Origin of the sequence: Ideonella margarita (assembly GCF_038066635.1) — a bacterium.
GTDB lineage: Bacteria > Pseudomonadota > Gammaproteobacteria > Burkholderiales > Burkholderiaceae_C > Ideonella > Ideonella margarita.
Map to the genome: position 1 here is coordinate 45,912 of NZ_JBBUTI010000002.1, position 21,318 is coordinate 67,229.

The 21,318-nt window shown below is 67.1% G+C and carries 22 protein-coding genes; 17 read left to right on the forward strand and 5 right to left on the reverse strand.

What is annotated here, in order from left to right:
* Positions 1-63 precede the first annotated feature (63 nt).
* Complete coding sequence (locus AACH00_RS03160) at positions 64-1,854, reverse strand: acyl-CoA dehydrogenase C-terminal domain-containing protein (RefSeq protein WP_341397508.1); 1,791 nt, start codon at positions 1,852-1,854, stop codon at positions 64-66.
* Between the two features lie 41 nt (positions 1,855-1,895).
* Positions 1,896-2,564 carry a TetR/AcrR family transcriptional regulator gene (locus AACH00_RS03165; RefSeq protein WP_341397509.1) on the reverse strand — a complete coding sequence of 223 codons (669 nt, stop codon included), beginning with the start codon at positions 2,562-2,564 and terminating at the stop codon, positions 1,896-1,898.
* A 239-nt stretch (positions 2,565-2,803) separates the two neighbouring features.
* On the opposite strand from AACH00_RS03165, the gene AACH00_RS03170 reads away from it, so the two are divergent.
* The gene (locus AACH00_RS03170; protein WP_341397510.1) at positions 2,804-3,361 is read left to right on the forward strand and encodes an HNH endonuclease; all 558 of its coding nucleotides are present in this window, start codon (positions 2,804-2,806) and stop codon (positions 3,359-3,361) included.
* A 129-nt stretch (positions 3,362-3,490) separates the two neighbouring features.
* Entirely contained in the window at positions 3,491-3,997 is a 507-nt protein-coding gene (locus tag AACH00_RS03175; protein ID WP_341397511.1) for an outer membrane lipoprotein, read from the forward strand.
* Positions 3,998-4,012: 15 nt separating this feature from the next.
* Here AACH00_RS03175 and AACH00_RS03180 read toward each other — a convergent pair whose 3' ends face one another.
* The 3 genes from AACH00_RS03180 to AACH00_RS03190 form a co-directional block, all read right to left on the reverse strand.
* Positions 4,013-4,789, reverse strand: coding sequence for a VOC family protein (locus AACH00_RS03180; protein WP_341397512.1), 777 nt, complete (start codon positions 4,787-4,789; stop codon positions 4,013-4,015).
* Between the two features lie 89 nt (positions 4,790-4,878).
* Positions 4,879-5,436: a group I truncated hemoglobin gene (locus AACH00_RS03185; protein WP_341397513.1), complete on the reverse strand. Its 558-nt coding sequence runs from the start codon at positions 5,434-5,436 to the stop codon at positions 4,879-4,881.
* Between the two features lie 46 nt (positions 5,437-5,482).
* Entirely contained in the window at positions 5,483-6,406 is a 924-nt protein-coding gene (locus AACH00_RS03190; protein WP_341397514.1) for a DUF3034 family protein, read from the reverse strand.
* 155 nt (positions 6,407-6,561) lie between these two features.
* On the opposite strand from AACH00_RS03190, the gene AACH00_RS03195 reads away from it, so the two are divergent.
* The 15 genes from AACH00_RS03195 to AACH00_RS03265 all read left to right on the forward strand — a co-directional run bounded on the left by AACH00_RS03195 (position 6,562) and on the right by AACH00_RS03265 (position 21,284).
* Positions 6,562-7,278, forward strand: a complete 717-nt coding sequence (locus tag AACH00_RS03195) for an SDR family NAD(P)-dependent oxidoreductase (protein ID WP_341397515.1) — start codon at positions 6,562-6,564, stop codon at positions 7,276-7,278.
* 21 nt (positions 7,279-7,299) lie between these two features.
* Positions 7,300-8,217, forward strand: a complete 918-nt coding sequence (locus AACH00_RS03200) for a LysR family transcriptional regulator (protein WP_341397516.1) — start codon at positions 7,300-7,302, stop codon at positions 8,215-8,217.
* Positions 8,218-8,267: 50 nt separating this feature from the next.
* On the forward strand, positions 8,268-8,876 hold the full coding sequence (locus AACH00_RS03205) for a glutathione peroxidase (protein WP_423221884.1): 609 nt from the start codon (positions 8,268-8,270) through the stop codon (positions 8,874-8,876).
* A 138-nt stretch (positions 8,877-9,014) separates the two neighbouring features.
* The gene (locus tag AACH00_RS03210; protein WP_341397517.1) at positions 9,015-9,707 is read left to right on the forward strand and encodes a substrate-binding domain-containing protein; all 693 of its coding nucleotides are present in this window, start codon (positions 9,015-9,017) and stop codon (positions 9,705-9,707) included.
* Between the two features lie 57 nt (positions 9,708-9,764).
* Entirely contained in the window at positions 9,765-10,793 is a 1,029-nt protein-coding gene (locus AACH00_RS03215) for an amidohydrolase family protein (protein ID WP_341397518.1), read from the forward strand.
* Positions 10,794-10,861: 68 nt separating this feature from the next.
* Positions 10,862-11,545, forward strand: a complete 684-nt coding sequence (ligK, locus tag AACH00_RS03220; protein WP_479723908.1) for a 4-carboxy-4-hydroxy-2-oxoadipate aldolase/oxaloacetate decarboxylase — start codon at positions 10,862-10,864, stop codon at positions 11,543-11,545.
* A gap of 125 nt (positions 11,546-11,670) precedes the next feature.
* A complete protein-coding gene (locus AACH00_RS03225; RefSeq protein ID WP_341397520.1) occupies positions 11,671-12,657 on the forward strand; it encodes a Bug family tripartite tricarboxylate transporter substrate binding protein in 987 nt (328 codons plus the stop codon).
* A 28-nt stretch (positions 12,658-12,685) separates the two neighbouring features.
* Entirely contained in the window at positions 12,686-13,636 is a 951-nt protein-coding gene (locus AACH00_RS03230) for an amidohydrolase family protein (RefSeq protein ID WP_341397521.1), read from the forward strand.
* Between the two features lie 2 nt (positions 13,637-13,638).
* Complete coding sequence (ligA, locus tag AACH00_RS03235) at positions 13,639-14,082, forward strand: protocatechuate 4,5-dioxygenase subunit alpha (protein WP_341397522.1); 444 nt, start codon at positions 13,639-13,641, stop codon at positions 14,080-14,082.
* A 1-nt stretch (position 14,083) separates the two neighbouring features.
* On the forward strand, positions 14,084-14,938 hold the full coding sequence (locus AACH00_RS03240; protein WP_341397523.1) for a class III extradiol dioxygenase subunit beta: 855 nt from the start codon (positions 14,084-14,086) through the stop codon (positions 14,936-14,938).
* A gap of 1 nt (position 14,939) precedes the next feature.
* Positions 14,940-15,914, forward strand: coding sequence for a Gfo/Idh/MocA family oxidoreductase (locus AACH00_RS03245; protein ID WP_341397524.1), 975 nt, complete (start codon positions 14,940-14,942; stop codon positions 15,912-15,914).
* A gap of 26 nt (positions 15,915-15,940) precedes the next feature.
* Positions 15,941-16,942, forward strand: a complete 1,002-nt coding sequence (locus AACH00_RS03250) for an aldo/keto reductase (protein WP_341397525.1) — start codon at positions 15,941-15,943, stop codon at positions 16,940-16,942.
* A gap of 47 nt (positions 16,943-16,989) precedes the next feature.
* Positions 16,990-18,591 carry an ATP-binding protein gene (locus AACH00_RS03255; protein WP_341397526.1) on the forward strand — a complete coding sequence of 534 codons (1,602 nt, stop codon included), beginning with the start codon at positions 16,990-16,992 and terminating at the stop codon, positions 18,589-18,591.
* Positions 18,588-19,280: a response regulator gene (locus AACH00_RS03260; RefSeq protein ID WP_341397527.1), complete on the forward strand. Its 693-nt coding sequence runs from the start codon at positions 18,588-18,590 to the stop codon at positions 19,278-19,280. Before AACH00_RS03255 ends, AACH00_RS03260 begins: the two co-directional genes overlap by 4 nt.
* Before the next feature lie 69 nt (positions 19,281-19,349).
* On the forward strand, positions 19,350-21,284 hold the full coding sequence (locus AACH00_RS03265) for a potassium transporter Kup (RefSeq protein ID WP_341397528.1): 1,935 nt from the start codon (positions 19,350-19,352) through the stop codon (positions 21,282-21,284).
* Positions 21,285-21,318 lie beyond the last annotated feature (34 nt).

A 21,318-nucleotide genomic window follows, 5' to 3' on the forward strand; every position in this document is an offset into this window, starting at 1 on the left:
CGGGGTGGCTGGTCTGTGCCAGCCGAGCCCCGTTGGGTGACGAGAGTCTGAAACGCGAATGTGTCAGAACAGTGCTTCGTCCATCGCCATCAGCGGCTGCAGGCCCGAGCGTGCATTGCGGATCAGCGTTGCGGTTTCAGGCAGCAGCTTGGCGAAGTAGAAGCGGATGGTGTGCAGCTTGGCGGTGTAGAACGGATCACCACTGTTCTGCTTGTCCAGGGCAATCTTGGCCTGGCGGGCGAACAGGTAGGCGAAGGTCAGGTGGCCGACCACGCGCAGGTAATCGACGGCAGCAGCGCCGACTTCGTCGGGGTTGCCCATGGCCTTCATGCCGATTTCCATCGTCAGCTTGGTGACCTTCTCGCCCAGGTCCGCCAGCGGGTTGATGAATTCCTGCATGTCTTCGCGGACGCCTTCTTCTTCCACGAACTCGGCGACCTTCTTGCCGAACTTCTTCAGCTTCTTGCCGTTGTCGCCCAGCACCTTGCGGCCCAGCAGGTCCAGCGACTGGATGGTGTTGGTGCCTTCATAGATCATGTTGATGCGCGCGTCACGCACATACTGCTCCATGCCCCACTCGTGGATGTAGCCGTGGCCGCCGAACACCTGCATGCAGTGCGACGTGGCAAGCCAGCCGTTGTCGGTGATGAAGGCCTTGATGATCGGGGTCAGCAGGGCGACTTCGTCAGCGGCTTCGGCACGCACTTCCTCGTCGGGGTGGTTCAGTTCCTTGTCCAGGCCGATCACGGTGTAGATGGCGAGTGCACGGCCACCTTCAGCGAATGCGCGGGCGGTCAGCAGCATCTTGCGCACGTCCGGGTGCACGATGATCGGATCAGCCGGCTTGTCCAGGGCCTTCGGGCCAGACAGGGCACGCATCTGGATGCGGTCCTTGGCGTAGGCCACGGCGTTCTGGTAGGCCACTTCGGTCAGGCCGAGCGACTGGTTGCCGACGCCCAGACGGGCGGCGTTCATCATCACGAACATGGCCGCCAGGCCCTTGTTCGGCTGGCCCACCAGGGTGCCAACGGCGTCTTCCAGCACCATCTGGGCGGTGGCGTTGCCGTGGATGCCCATCTTGTGTTCCAGCGCGCCGCAATGGATGCCGTTGCGGGCACCCAGCGAGCCGTCGGCGTTCACCAGGAACTTCGGCACGATGAACAGCGAGATGCCCTTGGAGCCGGCCGGTGCGTCCGGCAGACGAGCCAGCACCAGGTGGACGATGTTGGCGGCCAGGTCGTGTTCGCCAGCCGAGATGAAGATCTTCTGACCGGTGATCTTGTAGGTGCCGTCGGCTTGCGGTTCAGCCTTGGTGCGCAGCAGGCCCAGGTCGGTGCCGCAATGCGGCTCGGTCAGGCACATCGTGCCGGTCCACTCGCCGCTGGTCAGCTTGGGCAGGTAGGTGGCCTTCTGCTCGTCGGTGCCGTGCGCATGCAGGGCTTCATAGGCGCCGTGCGACAGGCCCGGGTACATCGTCCAGGCCTGGTTGGCGCTGTTCAGCATTTCATAGAAGCACTGGTTCAGCGTGTGCGGCAGGCCCTGGCCGCCGTAGGCCGGGTCGCAGCTCAGCGCAGGCCAGCCGCCTTCGACGTACTGGGCATAGGCTTCCTTGAAGCCGTCCGGCGCCTTCACCTCGTGGGTGACCTTGTCCAGCGTGCAGCCTTGCTTGTCGCCGCTGCTGTTGATCGGGAACAGCACTTCGGAGGCGAACTTGCCGCCCTCTTCCAGCACCGCATTGATGGTGTCGGCATCCATCTCGGCGTAGGCCGGGATCTCCTTGAAGGTGCTGGTCACATCGAACAGCTCGTGCAGCACGAATTGCATGTCGCGCAGCGGCGGGGTGTACTTGGCCATGGTGGACTCCTGAGAAGAGGAAACGGGAACGAAAGACAAGTTCAGCGCACGTGCGCTGGCGAGGGAAACGCCACCACCTTGGGGGCAGCGTAATACGACACGGTGCGCGCAAAACCGGCACGGGCGCGTTCAACGGCCCCGGGGTTGCGCAGGAATCGGGCGTCGTGGTGCAGCGCCAGGATCAGGCCATGCACCTCGAACAACATTTGGGCCGGGTCGGTGTCATCACGCAAGTGACCCACATCAATACCCAGGCGGATGGCGCGCTCCATGGCGGCGTGCCAGGCCTTGACCATGCCGGCCAGCGCATCGCGCACGGGGCCGGGGCGGTCATCAAATTCAACGGCGCCGCTGATGTAGATGCAGCCGGAGTCGATTTCCACCGACACGCGCTTCACCCAGTTCTCGAACATCGCCTGCAGGCGCGGCAGGCCGCGGGGCTGACGAATGGCCGGGAAGAACACCTCTTCCTCGAACTTGTTGTGATACTCGCGGATCACCGAGATCTGCAGCTCCTCGCGGGAGCCGAAGTGGGCGAACACGCCCGACTTGCTCATGTCGGTGACTTCGGCGAGCGTGCCGATGGACAAGCCCTCCAGGCCCATGTGCGAGGCCAACCCGAGCGCAGCCTCGATGATGGCGGCGCGGGTCTGCTGCCCCTTCTGCAGGGTGCGGGCGCTGGGACGGCGGGTGGCTGGTTTGGTCGGCACGACGTGTTTTCGGTCAACTGGGGTTCGTTATGAAACGAACGGTCGTGCTATTTTGCAGAATTCAGCGCGGTATGCGGCAGATCACCCCGACTATTTCTAGGGTTGCTGTCCTAATGGTGCGGTGCACACTTGATTTACCGAGGGTTTTCCCTTGAATTCTGGTGGTGCAGCCGGCCCAAGGAGTTCGCCGGACTGTCACTCAAGCGCGCTATGCTCCGAGCTGAAGGAGTCGCCGCAACATGGATGTGCTGCAGCTGGACATTTCAGGTCGCCCCCAGGCGTGGATGACGGTCAAGGAAGCCGCCACCCTTTACGCCAGCGACGCCATTGCCTGGACACTGGGCGACACCTGCGCCACCCTGCGGGGCGGCATCCAGCGGTCCACCGGCCTGGTTTCACGCATCGAGGTGCACTCGATCATCGCGGTGCGGGGCAGCATGCCCAGCCGGGCCTGGCGCACCACGCCGGCCATCACCAACCCCAAGCTCTTCTCGCGCGACCGGCATGTGTGCGCCTACTGCGGCCACCGATTCGCCAGCGATGACCTGACCCGGGAGCACATCATTCCGGTGTCACGCGGGGGCGCCGACAGCTGGATGAACTGCATCACGGCCTGCCGCGGCTGCAACGGCCACAAGGGCAGCCGCCTGCCCGAAGAAGCGCGCATGACGCTGATGTACCTGCCCTACGTGCCCAGCCTGCACGAGGACATGATCCTGCGCGGGCGGCGCATCCTGGTCGACCAGATGGAATTCCTGCTCGCCAGCGTGCCGCGCTCCAGCCGCCTGCACGACTGACCCCCACGTTCACGCATCTTTGCGCACCCGGCTGAACTTGTCGGGCAGCAACGCATCCAAAATGAACTGGTACGTCAACCGGACTGCCTGACAGCCCGTTGACCAGATCTATACAGAACGGATAACCCCATGAAGCGTCTCGCACTCTCTCTCGCCATCATCGCCAGCCTGGCAGCCTGCTCCACGACCAGCCCGGACGTAGTCCAGCGCGGTGATGCGCAGCGCATGTCCACCGTTCAGGACGGCACCGTGCTGACGGTTCGCCCCGTCACGGTGGACGGCAGCCAGAGCGGCATCGGCGGCGTGACCGGTGGCGTCGTGGGCGCCGTGGCCGGCGCGTCGGTGGGTGGTCACCGTGAATCGGTGGCGGTGGGCGTGCTGGGTGCCGTGGCCGGTGCCGTCATCGGCAACGCCATCGAGCGCAACGCCACCCGCGAAGAAGCCATTGAAGTGCTGGTGCAGCTGAAGAACGGCGACCGCCGCGCCATCGTCCAGGCCAAGGGCAGCGAAGTGCTGAACCCGGGCGACGCCGTCATCATCGTCACCACCGGCAACAAGGTGCGCGTGACCCGCGCACCGTACGGCGGCGCACCGGCAGCGCCGCAAGCCCCGGCGCCGATCTACTCGCCGCGCTGATCTTCCGCGCTGGGTTCAGGCCGCAGCACGCGGCCCGACCAGCGCGAAGACCCCGCCTTGCGGGTCCAGGCCCTGCACGATCCAGAGGCCGCCCGGCACCTGCTCCGGGCCGAACTGCACCTGCCCGCCCTGGGCACCGATGGTGCACATCGCGGCATCCACGTCGGCCACGTTGAAGTAATACAGCCAGGCCGGCCCGCCCGGGGTTTCCGGCAGACGCGTCATCATGCCGCCGACCGCTTCGCCCGTGCCCGTGGCGAACATCTGGTACGAGCCGGCCGAACCCATGTCCAGCAGGTCCAGCGCCTGCCAGCCAAACTGCGTCGCATACCACTGCATGGCTGCGGCATGGTCATCGGTGCTGAGCTCATGCCAGCCGACATGGCCGGGAGCGGTGCTGTCAGCCGGCGCTTCGTCAACCAGCGGGCAGAAGAGATCAAACGCCGCGCCTTGCGCGTCGGCCACCACGGCAAAACGGCCAACGCCAGGAATGTCTTCGGGTGCGCGCATCACCTGCCCGCCGCCCGCCGCCAGGCGCTCCGCGGCGGCGTCCACATCGGCCACGGCCACGTAACCCACCCAACCCGGGCGGGCGCCTGCTGCACATGCCTCGGCCGGCAAGGCAAACAGGCCTGCCACCGCGGTGTCTGCGGCTTGCAGCAAGGTGTAGTCCACGCCGGGCATGCCGGCATCCACCGGCGTCCAGCCCACCACGGCGCTGTAGAACGCCCGCGCTGCAGGCGCGTCGGTGGTCATCAGTTCGTACCAGACAAAGTGGGAAGCACCGGCCATGGCTGTGTCCTTGCAGAGTGGGTGGCCATGCTAGGGCGCATCGCCACGCACTGCAAGCTGCCCTGCTGGCGCGGTTTCTAGGGGGGCGCTTATTCCACGTTGATGATGTCGCGGTGCATCGGCGCCAGCTGGGCCAGCAGGCGGTTCTGCACGGCAAACGGAATCGCCTGATCGTCCATCGCCTGCTGCAGCACCTGCACCAGCACGTTGAAGTCGGTACGGCTGATGTCCATCGAGCTGTGAATCTTCCGGTTGTTGGCCTTGCGCTCACACGGCCCGCCGCTGACCTGGCAGAACTGCAAGGCGAGCTGCTTGCGCGTCTCCGCGTGGTCAATCTTGGCGAAAAAGGGGTTCATGCGCTGGTCCGCCAGCAAGCCCTTCATGAATCTGTCCACGAGAGTGTTCAGCCCCTGCTCACCGCCCAGTGCCCGGTACAGGCTGTCGTTGGCCGGACGGGCCGGCACATAGGTGTCGGTCAGATCAGGCAGTTTGACCTCCTGGGCACGCGCCGAGGGCCAGGCCATCAGCGCCAGCAGGCCGGCGCACAGCAGCCAGCTCAACACACGGACGGGCAGGCCCCGGCGCAGGCCAGATGCCAGCGTCGAACGACTTGGTCGGAAGTTCAGGGCAACAACAGACAGATTCATGGGGTGACTCCGCAAAACCGGGCCGCAATGAGCAACGGCAGATGGATCAGGGGGTGAGCTGTGCCGAGAGGTACAGGCCGCGCTGACGGCGGGGGGTCACGGCAGCCACGACGCGCCCCAGGTCGACCCAGGCCGCCGTGAACGACATCTGCTTGCTCGGTGCCCAGGCCACGAAGACATCCTTCCAGTCGTCGGCCTTCAGGCCACCACCCAGCAAGGACGGGTTCAGGTTGTCCGGGTTGAAGCGGTATTCCAGGCCCACGGCCACGTTCTTCTGCAGCAGCCAGGCCACTGAAATCTCGGGTTGCAGCGAGTAAGACCGGTGGCCGGTGCCGCCAAAGCCGAGCAGGCCGTTCTGGTTGGCGCGGGTCGCTCGCAGCGTGGCGTTCAGCAGCAGGCCCTGCCCGAGCAGCAGCTTGGTGGCGCTGACGTACACCTCGGTGTCGCTGCGGTCGGCGCCGAGCGCATCCAGGGTCAGCGCCAGGCCACCGGCGTGCAGTTGCTTGTGCTGCACACCCACGGCCACCTGGGGCATCAGGTTGTCGCTGTCGAGCACGGCCTCACCCGCCACACGCACCTTCACGCCCAGCACATCGAGCTTGAGGTGCAGGCCGGGCAAGCCCAGCGCCGTGCCGGTGGCGCCGGTATCAAAGTCCTGACGGGCGAGCGAGAGCTCGACGCGGTCGCTCCAGCTGGCGGCCACACCGGCGGCCTGCAAGGTGTAGTCGCCCGTGGCCAGGCGGCTGTAATGGCCGCTGGCGCCCCATTCACCCGGGCCGGCGTAGGTGCCGGTCAAGGCCCACGGGGTGAGGCCGCCGCCGGCTGCGCCGTCGACCGACGCCACGCCACCCGTCAACAGCAGCTTGCCGTGACGATCATCGACCGCCGACGTCTGCGCCAGCGCACTGGAAACGGCCACGAGGCCGCCACAGGCCAGGGCCAGCCATGCATTGAGTTTGAGTGCGCGCATCGGACGTAACGCTCCATGGTTCTTGGCGTATCGCAGTTCGAACTGAACATGACACATCCCGCCGATTTTTGGGGTGACGCTGTCAGGCCGAAGCCCGGAACAAAGCGGTCAACCCCTCGCAATTCATGTCAATGCCGCGGTGCGACACTGGTGCGATGACACACGACGGCAATCAACGAGGCGGCGGCTGCGCCGTGGTGATCGGCGCGCAGGGCGGCATCGGCGCCGCCTTGATGGCTGCACTGCAGGCCCGCCCCGATCAGTTCAGCCAGGTGCTGGGTTTTGGCCGCCACACTGAGCCAGCGCTCAACCTGCTCGACGAAGCCAGCATCGCGCAGTGCGCAGCCCAGGTCGCGGGCACCGGCCTGCCGCTGCGCCTGGTGATCGACGCCACCGGGTTTCTGCACGGCCAGGGCTTCGAGCCTGAAAAGACCATGCGGCAGATTGACCCGGCCCACATGGCGCATGCCTTTGCCATCAACGCCATCGGCCCGGCCCTGTTGATGAAGCACTTCCTGCCGCTGATGCCGCGCCAGGGCGCCGCCTGCTTCGCCACGCTGAGCGCCAAGGTCGGCAGCATCGGCGACAACCGGCTGGGCGGCTGGTACAGCTACCGCGCAGCCAAGGCGGCGCTCAACCAGCTGGTGCGCACCGCATCCGTTGAATTGCAGCGCCGCGCACCGCAGGCGGTGTGTGTGGCGCTGCACCCGGGCACGGTCGATACCGGCCTGTCGCAGCCCTTCGGCAAGCAAGGCCTGAAGCTGCACACGCCAGAAGAATGCGCCGCCAACCTGCTGGCGGTGATCGACGGGTTCACGCCCGAAGCCACCGGCCGGTTCTGGTCGTGGGACGGCGCCGAGCTGCCCTGGTGAGCGACCTATGATGCCGCCACCATGAACCTCAAGCAGCTGGAATACTTTGTCAGCGTGGCCGAGCTCGGCAGCTTCAGCAAGGCGGCTGAAGCGCTCGACATTGCCCAGCCGGCGTTGAGCCGCCAGGTGCGCGCGCTGGAGACAGACCTGCATGAAACCCTGCTCAGCCGCAACGGCCGCGGGGTGACCTTGACCGAAGCGGGCCGGCGCTTGTTCGAGCACAGCGTGGGCATCCTGCAGCAGGTGGCGCAGGCCCGTGAAGACATGGGCACCAGCCGCGACGAGCCGGTCGGCCAGATCACCATCGGTCTGCCGCCCAGCATGGGCCGGCAGCTGACCTTGCCGCTGATCGACGCCTTCCAGCGCCAGCTGCCCAAGGCGCGGCTGGCGATCGTGGAAGGCATGTCGGCCCACATCGCCGAATGGATCGCCTCCGGGCGGGTCGACATCGGCCTGCTCTACAACCCGGACGCCCAGCCCGCACTGGACATCGCGCCGCTGCTCGACGAGCGGCTGTGCCTGGTGGAGCGGCAAGCCAACGGGCCGCGCACGCCCGTGCCGGTGCGTGAGCTGAAGCAATACCCGCTGGTGCTGCCGGAGCGCCAGCACGTCATCCGGCGCCTGCTGGACGCCCAGGCCACGCTGGCCGGCTTGCAGCTCGACATCGCCTGGGAAGTTTCCAGCATCGCCGCCATCATTGACCTGGTGTGCGCGGGCTATGGCCGCGGCGTGCTCACGGCCAGCGCGGTGCGGGCTTCGGGCCGGGCAGACGAGCTGGCGGTACGCACCCTGGTGGAGCCCAGCCTGATCAGCGTGCTGTGCGTGGCCGTGGCCGCCCACAAACGCCCCACACCCTTGATGCGCCAGGCCCGGCGCCTGCTGGAAGAGCTGGTGCGCGCCCTGCCCCAGGGCGCCGCAGCCCACTCGCAACCCGGATAAGGCTTCCGGGCTAAGATGAACTCCTCAGTTCAATTTCAGGACGCCACAGTATGAACCGCATGATTCAAGCCACCGTGCTCACTCCGCTGTTGGCGTGGGTGCTTTCCAGCGCCGCCCTGGCCCAAGCCACGCCGGCCGCCCCGCCCAAGCCCGCCACCCCCGCCGCCGCTGGCAGCTGCCCGGCCGTGCTGCAGCACAGCTTCAAGCGCCTGCAGGACGAAGCGCCCCAGAACATGTGCCAGTACGCCGGCAAGGTGGTGCTGGTGGTGAACACGGCCAGCTACTGCGGCTTCACCAAGCAGTACGAAGGGCTGGAGGCGCTGTATGCCAAGTACAGCAGCCAGGGTCTGGTGGTGCTGGGCTTTCCGTCGAACGACTTTGGCGGCCAGGAGCCCGGCAAGGACAAGGACATTGCCGAGTTCTGCTTCAACACCTACGGCGTGAAGTTCCCGATGCTGAGCAAGTCCAGCGTCAAGGGCTCGGCGGCTAACCCGATGTTCAAGCAGCTGGCCACGATGACCGGCGACACCCCGAGCTGGAACTTCCACAAGTACCTGATCGACCGCAGCGGCAACAAGGCCACCGCCTTCGGCAGCATGACCGAACCCGGCAGCAAGACCATGGTCAGCGCCATCGAAAAGGCCTTGGCCGAGCGCTGAACATCCGGCATGGCCACGGCGGGGCGGGGCGGGAGCCCCGTCAGCCATGCCACCTTGTTATAGCTGCTAGTTGATTCATGCCCTAGCAGGCATGGGAGCTGCCCTCCAGAATGCGCTCGTTCCACCCACGAGCCATTCATGACCACTCCTGCGATCCGCGGCATCTCCTCGATGGCCACCCGGCCCCTGCTGGCAGAGCTGACCGCCGCGCACACCGCGGCCACGGGTCAGGCCGTTGCCATCGAATCGGTGGGCGGTGTGGACGCCGCCAAGCGCGTGCAGGCCGGTGAAGCCTTCGACGTGGTGGTGCTCGCCTCCGACGCCATCGACAAGCTGATCGCCGCCGGCCACCTGGTGGCGGGCAGCAAGACCGACCTGGTGCACTCCGGCGTGGCCATGGCCGTGCCGGCCGGCGCGCAATTGCCGGATCTGTCGAACGAAGCCGCCGTGCGCGCCGCCGTGCTGGCCGCGCCCAGCCTGAGTTATTCCACCGGCCCCAGCGGCGTGGCCCTGGCTGCGCTGTTCGAGCGCTGGGGCATTGCGACTGAGATCAAACCGCGGCTGATCACCCCGCCGCCGGGCGTGCCGGTCGGCTCGCTGGTGGCCAGGGGCGAGGTGGCACTGGGCTTTCAGCAGCTCAGCGAGCTGATCCACGTCGAAGGCATCACCATCGTCGGCCCCTTGCCTGACGACATCCAGATCACCACCACCTTCAGTGCAGCCATCGGCGTGCAGGCCAGCCAGCCAGACGCTGCCGCCGCCCTGCTCGCCTACCTGCATTCAGACGCCAGCGCGCCCGCCAAACAACGGCAAGGCATGACGCCGGCCTGAGCCCATTCAGGCGCGCGCCGCGCCAACCCACACAGACAAGCCCTTGAGGAGACACCCATGATCATCGACGTGCACGGCCACTACACCACCGCCCCGGCCGCCCTGGGCGCCTGGCGCGACCTGCAGATCGCCAGCCTGAAAGACCCGTCGAAGGCGCCGAGCGCGTCTTCGCTGAAGATCAGTGACGACGAACTGCGCGAGACCATCGAGAACAACCAGCTCAGGCTGATGAAGGAACGCGGCAGCGACCTGACCATCTTCAGCCCGCGCGCCAGTTTCATGGCCCACCACATCGGCGACTTCAACACCTCCGCCACCTGGGCCGCCATCTGCAACGAGCTGTGCTTCCGCGTCAGCGAGCTGTTCCCCGACCACTTCATTCCGGCCGCGATGCTGCCGCAGTCGCCCGGCGTGGACCCGGCCACCTGCATCCCCGAGCTGGTGAAGTGCGTCGAGCAATACGGCAATGTCGGCATCAACCTGAACCCGGATCCGTCGGGCGGCCACTGGACCAGCCCGCCGCTGAGCGACCGCCACTGGTACCCCATCTACGAGAAGATGGTCGAGTACGACATCCCGGCGATGATCCACGTGAGCACCAGCTGCAACAGCTGCTTCCACACCACCGGCGCCCACTACCTGAACGCCGACACCACGGCCTTCATGCAGTGCCTGACCTCGGATCTGTTCAAGGACTTCCCGACGCTGAAGTTCCTGATCCCGCACGGTGGCGGCGCAGTGCCTTACCACTGGGGCCGCTTCCGTGGCCTGGCGCAAGAGCTCAAGAAGCCGCTGCTGCAGGACCACCTGCTGAACAACATCTTCTTCGACACCTGCGTGTACCACCAGCCGGGCATTGACCTGCTGACCAAGGTGATCCCGGTGAAGAACATCCTGTTCGCGTCGGAAATGATCGGCGCCGTGCGCGGCATCGACCCCGAGACCGGTCACTACTACGACGACACCCGCCGCTACGTGGCGGCCACCGCCAACCTGACCGACGAAGAGCGCTTCCAGGTGTTCGAAGGCAATGCCCGCCGCGTCTTTCCGCGTCTGGACGCCGCCCTCAAGGCCAAGGGCCTCTGAGCGCCCGAGCGCCTGACCACCGCCACGTCGTCAACCATTCACCGCACAGCACCACCATGAACCTGCCCATGAACCAGCTCGGCATCGTCAAGCGCAACATCACCCGCGCCGATGCCGCCGCCGTTGAAAAGCTCTCGCGCTTCGGCGTGGCCACCATCCACGAGGCCATGGGCCGCGTCGGCCTGATGAAGCCCTACATGCGCCCGGTCTACAGCGGCGCCAAGATCTGCGGCACCGCCGTGACCGTGCTGCTGCAACCCGGCGACAACTGGATGATGCACGTGGCCGCCGAGCAGCTGCAGCCCGGTGACGTGGCCGTGGCCGCCTGCACCACCGACAACGAAGACGGCTTCTTCGGCGACCTGCTGGCCACCAGCTTCCAGGCGCGCGGCGCCAAGGGCCTGATCATCGACGGCGGCGTGCGCGACGTGGAGGAGCTGGAGCGCATGGGCTTCCCGGTGTTCTCCAAGGCCATCAACGCCAAGGGCACGATCAAGGCCACGCTGGGCTCGGTGAACGTGCCCGTGGTGTGCGCCGGCGCGGTGGTCAACCCCGGCGACGTGGTGATTGCCGATGTTGACGGCGTGGTGGTGGTGCCCGCCGCCATCGCCCAGCAAGTGGCCGATGCAGCCGAACACCGCGAGAGCTTTGAAGGCGAGAAGCGCGCCAAGCTGGCGGCCGGCGTGCTGGGCCTCGACATGTACAAGATGCGCGAGCCGCTCGAAAAGGCCGGCCTGAAGTACATCGACTGATCAGCGCACGCCGCGCGAAGCACACACCAGATTCTTCAACCAGAACAAGAGGACGCCGACAGCCGACCAGGCTGCCCGAGCGGCCCGCCAACAGGGGCCCTTCCCCGTTTCTTCCAGGAGACTCCATGAACGCTCTCAAGACCCTGGCCGCCGCTGCGCTGGCCGCCCTCACCGTGCTGACCGGCACCGCCTCGGCGCAAACCGCCGCGACCTGGCCCGACAAGCCCGTGCGCATCATCACCCCCTTCCCGGCCGGTGCAGGCCCCGAAGCCGTGGTGCGCGTGCTGGCTGAAAAGCTGCAGAAGAAGTGGGGCAAGCCGGTCATCGTCGAGAACAAGCCGGGCGGCAACGGCTTCATCGCCATCGACGCCTTCAAGCGTGGCGACACCAATGGCTACGACCTGATCCAGCTCGACAACGTCCACCTGGTCGCCTACCCACATCTGTTCAAGAAGTTGCCCTACGACCCGGTCAAGGATTTCGATCCGATCGCGCCGCTCTTCCGCACCTACTTCTTCGTCGGCGTGGGCTCGGGCAGCAAGTACAAGACGGTCGGCGACATCCTCACCGACGCCAAGGCGCACCCCGGCAAGCTGAACTACGGCTCGTGGTCGATCGGCAACCCGGTGCACCTGGGCTCGGCGCTGCTGGAGTCGATGACCAACACCGAGATGCTGCACATCGCCTACAAGGAAACGTCGATGCTGTACGCCGCCGTGGCCAACGGTGAGCTCGACTTCGCCCTCGGCAGCCTGGCCACCGCCGGCCCGCTGCAACGCTCGGGCAAGATCAAGTTCATCGCCGTGACCGCACCGAAGCGCCACCCGGCCTTCCCGGATGTGCCCACCGTCGCCGAATCGGGCGGCCCGGCCGGCTACGAGATGACCGGCTGGACCACCATCGCCGCACCCAAGGGCCTGCCCAAGGACGTGGCCGAGAAGATCCAGAAGGACATCGACGCCGCGTTGGCTGAGCCGGACATGAAGGACCGTTACGCCACCTTCGGCTACGAAGCCTTCCCGGCCACCCGTGCGCAGTTCACCGCCTACATCGCTTCCGAATCCGTGAAGTACGCCGACGTCATCAAGCGCGCCAAGGCCTCGCTCGACTGACCCCCCACTGCATCCAGGACGCCTCCCCATGAGCCAAGACAACAACAAGCCCGTCAGCGGCGATTTCACCAAGACTGCCGGCTGGCTGGACTGGTACACCGGCCCGAGCAAGCCGCGCTTCCAGGTGCCCGCTGGCGCCGTTGATGCGCATTGCCATGTCTTCGGCCCCGGGGCGGCGTTCCCGTATGCACCTGAGCGCAAGTACACGCCGTGTGACGCCTCACGCGAGCAGCTGTTCGCGCTGCGTGATCACCTTGGCTTCGACCGCAATGTGGTGGTGCAGGCCACCTGCCACGGCGCCGACAACCGCGCCCTGCTCGATGCGCTGGCGAACAGCAACGGCCGCGCCCGTGGTGTGGCCACCGTGCGCCGCAGCATCAGCGACACCGAGTTGCAGGCCATGCACGACGCCGGCGTACGTGGCGTGCGCTTCAACTTCGTCAAGCGCCTGGTTGATTTCACGCCCAAGGACGAGCTGCTGGAAATCGCCAGCCGTATCGCCAAGTGGGGCTGGCACGTGGTCATCTACTTTGAAGCGGTGGACCTGCCCGAGCTGTGGGACTTCTTCACCGCGCTGCCCACCACGGTGGTGGTCGACCACATGGGCCGTCCCGACACCAGCAAGCCGGTCGACGGTCCGGAGTTCGAGCTGTTCCTGAAGTTCATGCGACAGCACCCGAATGTGTGGAGCAAGGTCAGCTGCCCGGAGCGTCTGTCCGTCACGGGCCCGAAGGCCCTGAACGGTGAGCAGAACGCCTACACCGACGTGAGCCCGTTCGCCCGCCGCGTGGTGGAAGAATTCCCCGACCGCGTGCTGTGGGGCACCGACTGGCCGCACCCGAACCTGAAGGACCACATGCCCGATGACGGCCTGCTGGTCGACTTCATTCCGCACATCGCCACCACGGCAGAGCGGCAGCAACAGCTGCTGGTGAGCAACCCACTGCGCCTGTACTGGCCAGAAGAACAGAAAGGCTGACCATGGCCCTCGACAAACCGTACCTCGACATCCCCGGCACCACGATCTTTGATGCCGAGCAGAGCCGCAAGGGCTACCACCTGAACCAGTTCTGCATGAGCCTGATGAAGGCGGAGAACCGCGAGCGCTTCAAGGCCGACGAGCGGGCCTACCTCGACGAGTGGCCGATGACCGAAGAGCAGAAGCAAGGCGTGCTCACGCGGGACCTGAACCGCTGCATCGCGGCCGGCGGAAACATCTATTTCCTCGCCAAGATCGGCGCCACCGACGGCAAGAGCTTCCAGTACATGGCCGCCACGATGACCGGCATGACCCAGGAAGAGTACATGGCCATGATGCTGGCCGGCGGCCGCTCGATCGAGGGCAACCGCTACCTCGGCGAAAACGGCGACGCCCAACCCCAGAACCAGCCGCAAGGCCAGGCCCGCAAGCTGAAAGACCACTGACATGGCGCGCATCACCGCATCCGTCTATACCTCGCACGTGCCGGCCATCGGCGCGGCCATTGACCTCGGCAAGGCCCACGAGCCCTACTGGCAACCACTGTTCGCCGGCTACGAGCCCAGCAAGCAGTGGATGAAGGACAACAAGCCCGACGTGATCTTCCTGGTCTACAACGACCACGCCACGGCCTTCAGCCTGGAGCTGATCCCGACCTTCGCCATCGGCTGCGCCGCCGAGTTCAAGCCCGCCGACGAAGGCTGGGGCCCGCGCCCGGTGCCCGTGGTGCAAGGCCACCCCGAGCTGGCCGCGCACATCACGCAGTCCGTCATCCAGGACGACTTCGACTTGACCATCGTCAACAAGATGGACGTGGACCATGGCCTGACCGTGCCGCTGTCCTTGATGTGCGGCCAGCCCGAAGCCTGGCCCTGCCCGGTCATCCCCTTCGCCGTGAACGTGGTGCAGTACCCGGTGCCCAGCGGCAAGCGCTGCTTCCAGATCGGCCAGGCCATCCGCAAGGCGGTCGAATCATTCGATGCCGACCTGAACGTTCAGATCTGGGGCACGGGCGGCATGACGCACCAGCTGCAAGGCCCGCGGGCCGGCCTGATCAACCGTGACTGGGACAACGCCTGGCTCGACAAGCTGATCGACGACCCGGCCGCTGCCGCCGCCACTCCGCACATCGACTATGTGCGCGAAGCCGGCTCTGAAGGCATCGAGCTGGTGATGTGGCTGATTGCGCGTGGCGCGATGGCCGACGTGAACGGCGGGCCGAAGCCCACCGTGCGTCACCGCTTCTACCATGTGCCCGCCAGCAACACCGCCGTGGGCCACCTGATTCTGGAGAACAACTGACATGAGCAAGCAACAAGCCCACCAAGGCCCGATCCGCGTGGCCCTGGCCGGCGCGGGTGCCTTCGGCATCAAGCACCTGGACGGCATCAAGAACATCGACGGCGTGGAAGTGGTCTCGCTGATCAGCCGCGATCTGGAAAAGACCCGCGAAGTGGCCGCCAAGTACGGCATCGGCCACGTGACGACCGACCTGGCCGATGCCCTGGCCCTGCCGGAAGTTGACGCGGTCATCCTGTGCACGCCCACGCAGATGCACGCCAGCCAGACCCTGGCCTGCCTGAAGGCTGGCAAGCATGTGCAGGTGGAAATTCCGCTGTGCGACGTACTGGCTGACGGTGAAGAAGCCGTGAAGGTGGCGGCTGCAAGCGGCCTGGTGGCCATGTGCGGCCACACGCGCCGCTTCAACCCCAGCCACCAGCTGGTGCACAACAAGATCAAGGCCGGCGAATTCAACATCCAGCAGATGGATGTGCAGACCTACTTCTTCCGCCGCACCAACATGAATGCGCTGGGCCAGCCGCGCAGCTGGACCGACCACCTGCTGTGGCACCACGCCGCGCACACGGTCGACCTGTTCGCCTACCAGTGCGGCAGCCCGGTGGTGAAGGCCAACGCCATCGAAGGCCCGATCCACCCGACGCTGGGCATCGCGATGGACATGAGCATCCAGCTCAAGGCCGCCAACGGCGCGATCTGCACGCTGAGCCTGTCGTTCAACAACGACGGCCCGCTGGGCACCTTCTTCCGCTACATCGGCGACACCGCGACCTACATCGCCCGCTACGACGATCTGTTCACCGGCAAGGAAGAGAAGATCGACGTGTCGAACGTGGCCGTGTCGATGAACGGCATCGAGCTGCAGGACCGCGAGTTCTTCGCCGCCATCCGCGAAGGCCGCGAGCCCAACAGCAGCCTGGCCCAGGTGCTGCCGTGCTATCAGGTGCTGCACAGCCTTGAGCAGCAGCTCGCCGCCTGAGCCAGCAGCCCCCGGAAGCAACACCCATGAGCAGCACCCGCACCCTCGGCCCGTTCCAGGTCAGCCCCATCGGGCTGGGCTGCATGAACCTCAGCCACGCCTACGGCCAGCCACCGGCCTTCGAGCAGGCCGAGCGGCTGCTGCTGCAAGCGCTGGATGAGGGCGTCACGTTGTTCGACACCGCCGCGCTCTACGGCTTCGGTGCGAACGAGACGCTGGTGGGCCAGGTGCTGGCCAAGCACCGGCAGAAGTTCGTGCTGGCCAGCAAGTGCGGCATGCAGGGCGTGCAGTTCAGTGACGGCATTCGGCGCGTCATCGACGGCCGCCCGGCCACCCTGCGCGCCACCTGCGAAGACAGCCTGCGGCGCCTGCAGACCGACGTCATCGACCTGTACTACCTGCACCGCTGGGACAAGCAGGTGCCGATCGAGGAATCGGTGGGTGCGCTGGGTGATCTGGTGCACGCCGGCAAGATCCGCAGCGTGGGTTTGAGCGAGGTGTCGGCGGCCACGCTGCGCCGCGCGAATGCCGAGTTCCAGATCACGGCGCTGCAGACCGAGTATTCGCTGTGGACGCGCAACCCGGAAATTGCGGTGCTCGATGCCTGCCGCGACCTGGGCGTGGCCTTCGTGGCTTTCAGCCCGCTGGCGCGCGGCTTTCTGCCGGGCACGCTCGGCAGCGTCGACGGCCTCGACGCGAAAGACATCCGCCGCGCCATGCCGCGCTTCACGCCGGGCAACCACGCCACCAACCTGGCGCTGCTGAACGGCCTGCGCGAAGTGGCGGCCGAGGCCGGCTGCAGCCTCGCCCAGCTCTCGCTGGCCTGGCTGCTGCACCGCGCGCCGCACATCATCCCGATCCCGGGCACGACCAGCGCAGAGCATCTCTCCGAGAACCTGGGCGCCTTGGCGGTGAATCTGTCGGCCGCCCAGATGGCGAAGCTCGACGCGCTGATGCCGTCCAACGCCGCGGCCGGTGCGCGATACAACAGCATCAACCAGACCGAAGTCGACACCGAAGACTTCTGAGTGTGTTGCTGATGCGATCCTGATGCCGACCTTGGTATCGTGGCCGCATGTCTTCAAGCACCACACTGAGCCATGTTGCAGGCCCGGGCCCATGGCGGGGCCTGCCGGCCTTGCTGGCCGCTGCGCTCTGGGCCCTGACCGCCGTGGCCCTGGCCGCGCTGGACGGCCATGTGGACATCGCCAACCTCGCCATGCTGGTGGTGCTGTGCTCGGCGCTCAGCGCGCTGTGCCTGCCGCTGTGGGCGTCGATGCTGGCGAGTACGGCGGCCATGGTGGCCTTCAACTGGGCGCTGGTGCCGCCGCGTGGCTCTTTCGGGGTGCAGCTGCCCCAGCACGGTGTGCTGCTCGGCGCCATGCTGGGCGTGAACCTGGTGATTGCCACCTTGCTGGCCAGCCTGCGCCGCCGCGCGCTGCAGGCCCAGCGTCTGGCCGACCATGCCGAGCAGGCGCGCGACTGGGCCACCGCCCTGCGTGACAGCCCGCAAGCCGACCTGGCCAGCCTGACCGAAGCCCTGCATGACCGCATCCGCGGAACGCTCGGGATTGAGGCGCGCATCAGCAGCATCCGCCTGCTGGGCACCCTGCCGCGCAGCAACGACGACAGCGGCCTGGACACCACCCACCTGCACCACCAGGAAGCCGACAGCCGCGAAGGCCTGTGGCTGTGCCTGCGCCAATCGCGCGCCATGGGGCCGGGTACCGGCTGGCACGACGCCCAGCCCGCCTGGTACCTGCCGTGGCGCGCACGCCAGAACAGCCACGGCGCCAGCCGCATCAGCCACCCGACGCTGACCTTGCTGCCGCCGGCCGAGCAGGAAGCACTGCGGGTACACCTGCAAAGCCTGTGCGACCAACTGGGCGCGCACCTGGCCCATGCCCAGGCCACCCAGGCGGAACAGCAGGCCCGTGAACAGGCCCAGTCGCAGAGCGTGCGCAACGCGCTGCTGGCCGCCATCTCGCATGATTACCGCACGCCGCTGGCCACCATCCTGAGCGCTGCGTCGTCGCTGATCGAGCAGGCCGATCGGCTCTCGCCCGGCCAGCGCCTGACCCTGGCCACCACCGTGCATGACCAGACCCGGCAACTCGCCCGACTGACCGACAACACCCTGCAACTGGCCCGGCTAGACCACCCCGGCGTGCAGCTGCGGCTGGACTGGGAAAGCGCGGAGGACATGGTGGGTGCCGCACTCAACCGCGTGCGCCAGCGCGACCCGCAACGCCGCGTGCGCGCCCGGCTGGAGCCCGGCCTGCCGCTGCTGCGCTGCGACGCCGTGCTGCTGGCGCAGTTGCTCGACAACCTGATCGACAACGCGCTGGCCTACAGCCCTTCGGAAGCGCCGGTGGAGTTGCTGGTGCGCCGGCAAGCCAACGAGCTGGTGCTGGCCGTGCGCGACCGCGGCCCCGGCGTGCCGCCCGCGCAACGCGACCAGATCTTCACCGTGTTCCAGCGGGGCGAAGCCGCGCAAGGCCGTGGCGCCGGCGTGGGCCTGGCGGTGTGCCGCGCCATTGCCACCGCCCACGGCGGCACGCTCAAACTGCGCGCCCGCGCCCACGGTGGCAGCAGCTTCGAGGCCTGGTTGCCGGTGCCCGACACGCCAGCCCCGCCCAGCGCAGAAGCACACGCCGACACCGAGGGACCCGCATGAGCCTGCACGTGCTGCTGGTGGAAGACGACCCCGCGCTGGGCGCGATGCTGAAACACGCGCTGCAGGTGGAAGGCCATGAGGTGCGCACCGCCGCCAGCTTGTCTGAGGCGCGCGCGCTGCTTCAACACGCCGCGCTGCCCGACATGGTGGTGCTCGACCTGGGCCTGCCCGACGGCGACGGGCAATCGCTGCTGGTGTCGTTGCGCAAGCAGGTAGGCCTGCCGATCATCGTGATTTCAGCGCGGCAGGACGACGGCCAGAAGATCGGCCTGCTCGACGCCGGCGCCGACGACTACCTCGTCAAGCCCTTCAGCGTCGGCGAATTGCTGGCGCGCATGCGCGTGGCCTGGCGCCACCGCGGACGGCAGCTGCAACCGGCCGTCACGCACTACGCGCAAGACGGCCTGGCGGTGGACCTGCCCAGCCACCGCGTGCTGCTGCACGGCGCGCCGCTGCACCTCACACCCACCGAGTTCAAGCTGCTGGCCCGGCTGGTGCGCAGCGCCGGCCAGGTGGTGACGCACCGGCAGCTGCTGGCCGATGTGTGGGGGCCCGACTGCACCGAACAGACGCAGTACCTGCGGCTCTACATGGGCCAGCTGCGCGCCAAGCTGGAGGCCGACCCCACCGAACCCCGCCGCCTGCTGACCGAGCCGGGTGTGGGCTACCTGCTGGTGGCGCCAGACTGACGCCTCACTTATGCGTTCCTGATACCCGCTGCGGGAAGCTCCGGGCATCGTCACTGCCAGCAGGCACGCATGTCACACCTCGCCGCCACGGCTCCGTCCACACCGCTGCATAGCGCCACGGCCGTTCCCCATGACCACACCCCGCAAGGCGGCCTCGCCGCGCTGACACTGGCCGCCATCGGCGTGGTGTACGGCGATATTGGCACCAGCCCGCTCTACACGATGAAGGAAGTGTTCGCGCCGCACACCGGCGTGGCGCTGAACAGCGCCGGGCTGATCGGTGCGGTGTCGGCCATCTTCTGGGCCTTGATGCTGGTGGTCACGCTGAAGTACGTGCTGCTCATCCTGCGCGCCCACAACCACGGCGAAGGGGGCGGCCTGGCACTCACCGCGCTGGCGGCCCAGGCCGTCGGCAACCGCCCTGCCCTGCGCCGCGGCCTGCTGCTGCTGGGTGTGTTTGGCGCCACGCTGTTTTATGGCGACAGCATCATCACGCCGGCCGTGTCGGTGCTGGGTGCGGTGGAGGGCCTGCAGTTGCTGGCGCCGTCGCTGCAAAGCTGGGTCGTGCCCATCAGCGTGGTGGTGCTGGTGGCCCTGTTCGCGGTGCAGCGCTTCGGCACGGCCATGGTGGGCCGCGCCTTCGGCCCGATCATCGTGCTGTGGTTCCTGACGCTGGCCGTGACCGGCGTCTCGCACATCGTTGAAGAGCCCGCCATCCTGGCTGCGCTGAACCCGCTGGAGGCCGTGCGCTTCCTGCACACCCAGGGCAGCCATGTGCTGCTGGCGCTCGGCGCCATCGTGCTGGCCCTGACGGGCGCCGAGGCGCTGTATGCCGACATGGGCCACTTCGGCCGTCGCCCGATCCAGCTGGCCTGGATGGGCCTGGTGATGCCGGCGCTCGCCCTGAACTACCTGGGCCAGGGCGCCCTGCTGATGCGCAGCCCCGAAGCCATCGACAACCCCTTCTTCCGCATGTTCCCGGAGGCCGCCTTGCTTCCCGCGGTGGTGCTGGCAGCGCTGGCCGCCATCATCGCCTCGCAGGCCGTGATCTCGGGCGCCTACTCGATGACGCGCCAGGCGATCCAGCTGGGCTTCTTGCCGCGCATGCGGGTGCTGCACACCTCGGCCACGGCTTCGGGCCAGATCTATGTGCCGATGGTAAACCTGCTCTTGCTGGTGGGCGTGGTGGCGGCGGTGGTGGGCTTCGGCTCGTCGTCGGCCCTGGCATCGGCCTACGGCATTGCCGTGACAGTGACCATGCTGATCACCACGGTGCTGACCTTCTTCGTGGTGCGCCACGCCTGGAAGATGAACCCGGTGGTGGCCTGGGGCGCCACGCTGTTCTTCGTGGCCATTGACCTCGCCCTGGTGGCCGGCTGCGCCGTGAAATTCTTCGACGGTGGCTGGTTCCCGCTGGCCATGGGCTGCGCGCTGTTCCTGCTGATGAGCACCTGGGCCAAAGGCCGGCAGCTGGTGCTGGCCAGCATCCGTGAAGACGGGCTGGACCTGCCTGAATTTCTGGAGCAGCTCTCGACCACGCAGATGAACCGGGCCGACCGCACCGCCGTGTACGCCGTGGCCGACCCCCACACCGTGCCCCAGGCGCTGCTGCACAACCTGAAGCACAACCAGGTGCTGCATGACCGCAACATCATCCTCACGGTGCGGTTTGCCAATACGCCCACGGTGCCGCCGGAGCGCCGCGCCGAGGTGCAGTCGCTGGCGCCCGGCTTCTGGCGCATCACGCTGCACTTCGGCTTCATGGAAACGCCGGACGTGCCGGAGGCACTGGCCGGGTGTGAAGCCCAGGGCCTGCGCGTGCCGCTGTTCGAGACCAGCTACTTCCTGAGCCGCGAAAGCGTGGTGGCCACACCGGGCTCGGGCATGGCGGCCTGGCGTGAGCGGCTGTTCTCGGTGATGAGCCACAACGCCGGCAGCGTGGTGGCCTACTTCCGCCTGCCCGACAACGCGGTGGTGGAACTGGGCACCCGGGTGCAAATCTGACACGCCGTCGACACAAGATGCGGGTAGGCTGGCT

What these genes read in the sequence shown, in the direction of transcription:
- AACH00_RS03160 (WP_341397508.1), bottom strand. Translation starts at nt 1,854, where the DNA reads ATGGCCAAGTACACCCCGCCGCTGCGCGACATGCAATTCGTGCTGCAC.
- AACH00_RS03170 (WP_341397510.1), top strand. Translation starts at nt 2,804, where the DNA reads ATGGATGTGCTGCAGCTGGACATTTCAGGTCGCCCCCAGGCGTGGATG.
- AACH00_RS03175 (WP_341397511.1), top strand. Translation starts at nt 3,491, where the DNA reads ATGAAGCGTCTCGCACTCTCTCTCGCCATCATCGCCAGCCTGGCAGCC.
- AACH00_RS03180 (WP_341397512.1), bottom strand. Translation starts at nt 4,789, where the DNA reads ATGGCCGGTGCTTCCCACTTTGTCTGGTACGAACTGATGACCACCGAC.
- AACH00_RS03185 (WP_341397513.1), bottom strand. Translation starts at nt 5,436, where the DNA reads ATGAATCTGTCTGTTGTTGCCCTGAACTTCCGACCAAGTCGTTCGACG.
- AACH00_RS03190 (WP_341397514.1), bottom strand. Translation starts at nt 6,406, where the DNA reads ATGCGCGCACTCAAACTCAATGCATGGCTGGCCCTGGCCTGTGGCGGC.
- AACH00_RS03195 (WP_341397515.1), top strand. Translation starts at nt 6,562, where the DNA reads ATGACACACGACGGCAATCAACGAGGCGGCGGCTGCGCCGTGGTGATC.
- AACH00_RS03200 (WP_341397516.1), top strand. Translation starts at nt 7,300, where the DNA reads ATGAACCTCAAGCAGCTGGAATACTTTGTCAGCGTGGCCGAGCTCGGC.
- AACH00_RS03205 (WP_423221884.1), top strand. Translation starts at nt 8,268, where the DNA reads ATGAACCGCATGATTCAAGCCACCGTGCTCACTCCGCTGTTGGCGTGG.
- AACH00_RS03210 (WP_341397517.1), top strand. Translation starts at nt 9,015, where the DNA reads ATGACCACTCCTGCGATCCGCGGCATCTCCTCGATGGCCACCCGGCCC.
- AACH00_RS03215 (WP_341397518.1), top strand. Translation starts at nt 9,765, where the DNA reads ATGATCATCGACGTGCACGGCCACTACACCACCGCCCCGGCCGCCCTG.
- ligK (WP_479723908.1), top strand. Translation starts at nt 10,862, where the DNA reads ATGAACCAGCTCGGCATCGTCAAGCGCAACATCACCCGCGCCGATGCC.
- AACH00_RS03225 (WP_341397520.1), top strand. Translation starts at nt 11,671, where the DNA reads ATGAACGCTCTCAAGACCCTGGCCGCCGCTGCGCTGGCCGCCCTCACC.
- AACH00_RS03230 (WP_341397521.1), top strand. Translation starts at nt 12,686, where the DNA reads ATGAGCCAAGACAACAACAAGCCCGTCAGCGGCGATTTCACCAAGACT.
- ligA (WP_341397522.1), top strand. Translation starts at nt 13,639, where the DNA reads ATGGCCCTCGACAAACCGTACCTCGACATCCCCGGCACCACGATCTTT.
- AACH00_RS03240 (WP_341397523.1), top strand. Translation starts at nt 14,084, where the DNA reads ATGGCGCGCATCACCGCATCCGTCTATACCTCGCACGTGCCGGCCATC.
- AACH00_RS03245 (WP_341397524.1), top strand. Translation starts at nt 14,940, where the DNA reads ATGAGCAAGCAACAAGCCCACCAAGGCCCGATCCGCGTGGCCCTGGCC.
- AACH00_RS03250 (WP_341397525.1), top strand. Translation starts at nt 15,941, where the DNA reads ATGAGCAGCACCCGCACCCTCGGCCCGTTCCAGGTCAGCCCCATCGGG.
- AACH00_RS03255 (WP_341397526.1), top strand. Translation starts at nt 16,990, where the DNA reads ATGTCTTCAAGCACCACACTGAGCCATGTTGCAGGCCCGGGCCCATGG.
- AACH00_RS03260 (WP_341397527.1), top strand. Translation starts at nt 18,588, where the DNA reads ATGAGCCTGCACGTGCTGCTGGTGGAAGACGACCCCGCGCTGGGCGCG.
- AACH00_RS03265 (WP_341397528.1), top strand. Translation starts at nt 19,350, where the DNA reads ATGTCACACCTCGCCGCCACGGCTCCGTCCACACCGCTGCATAGCGCC.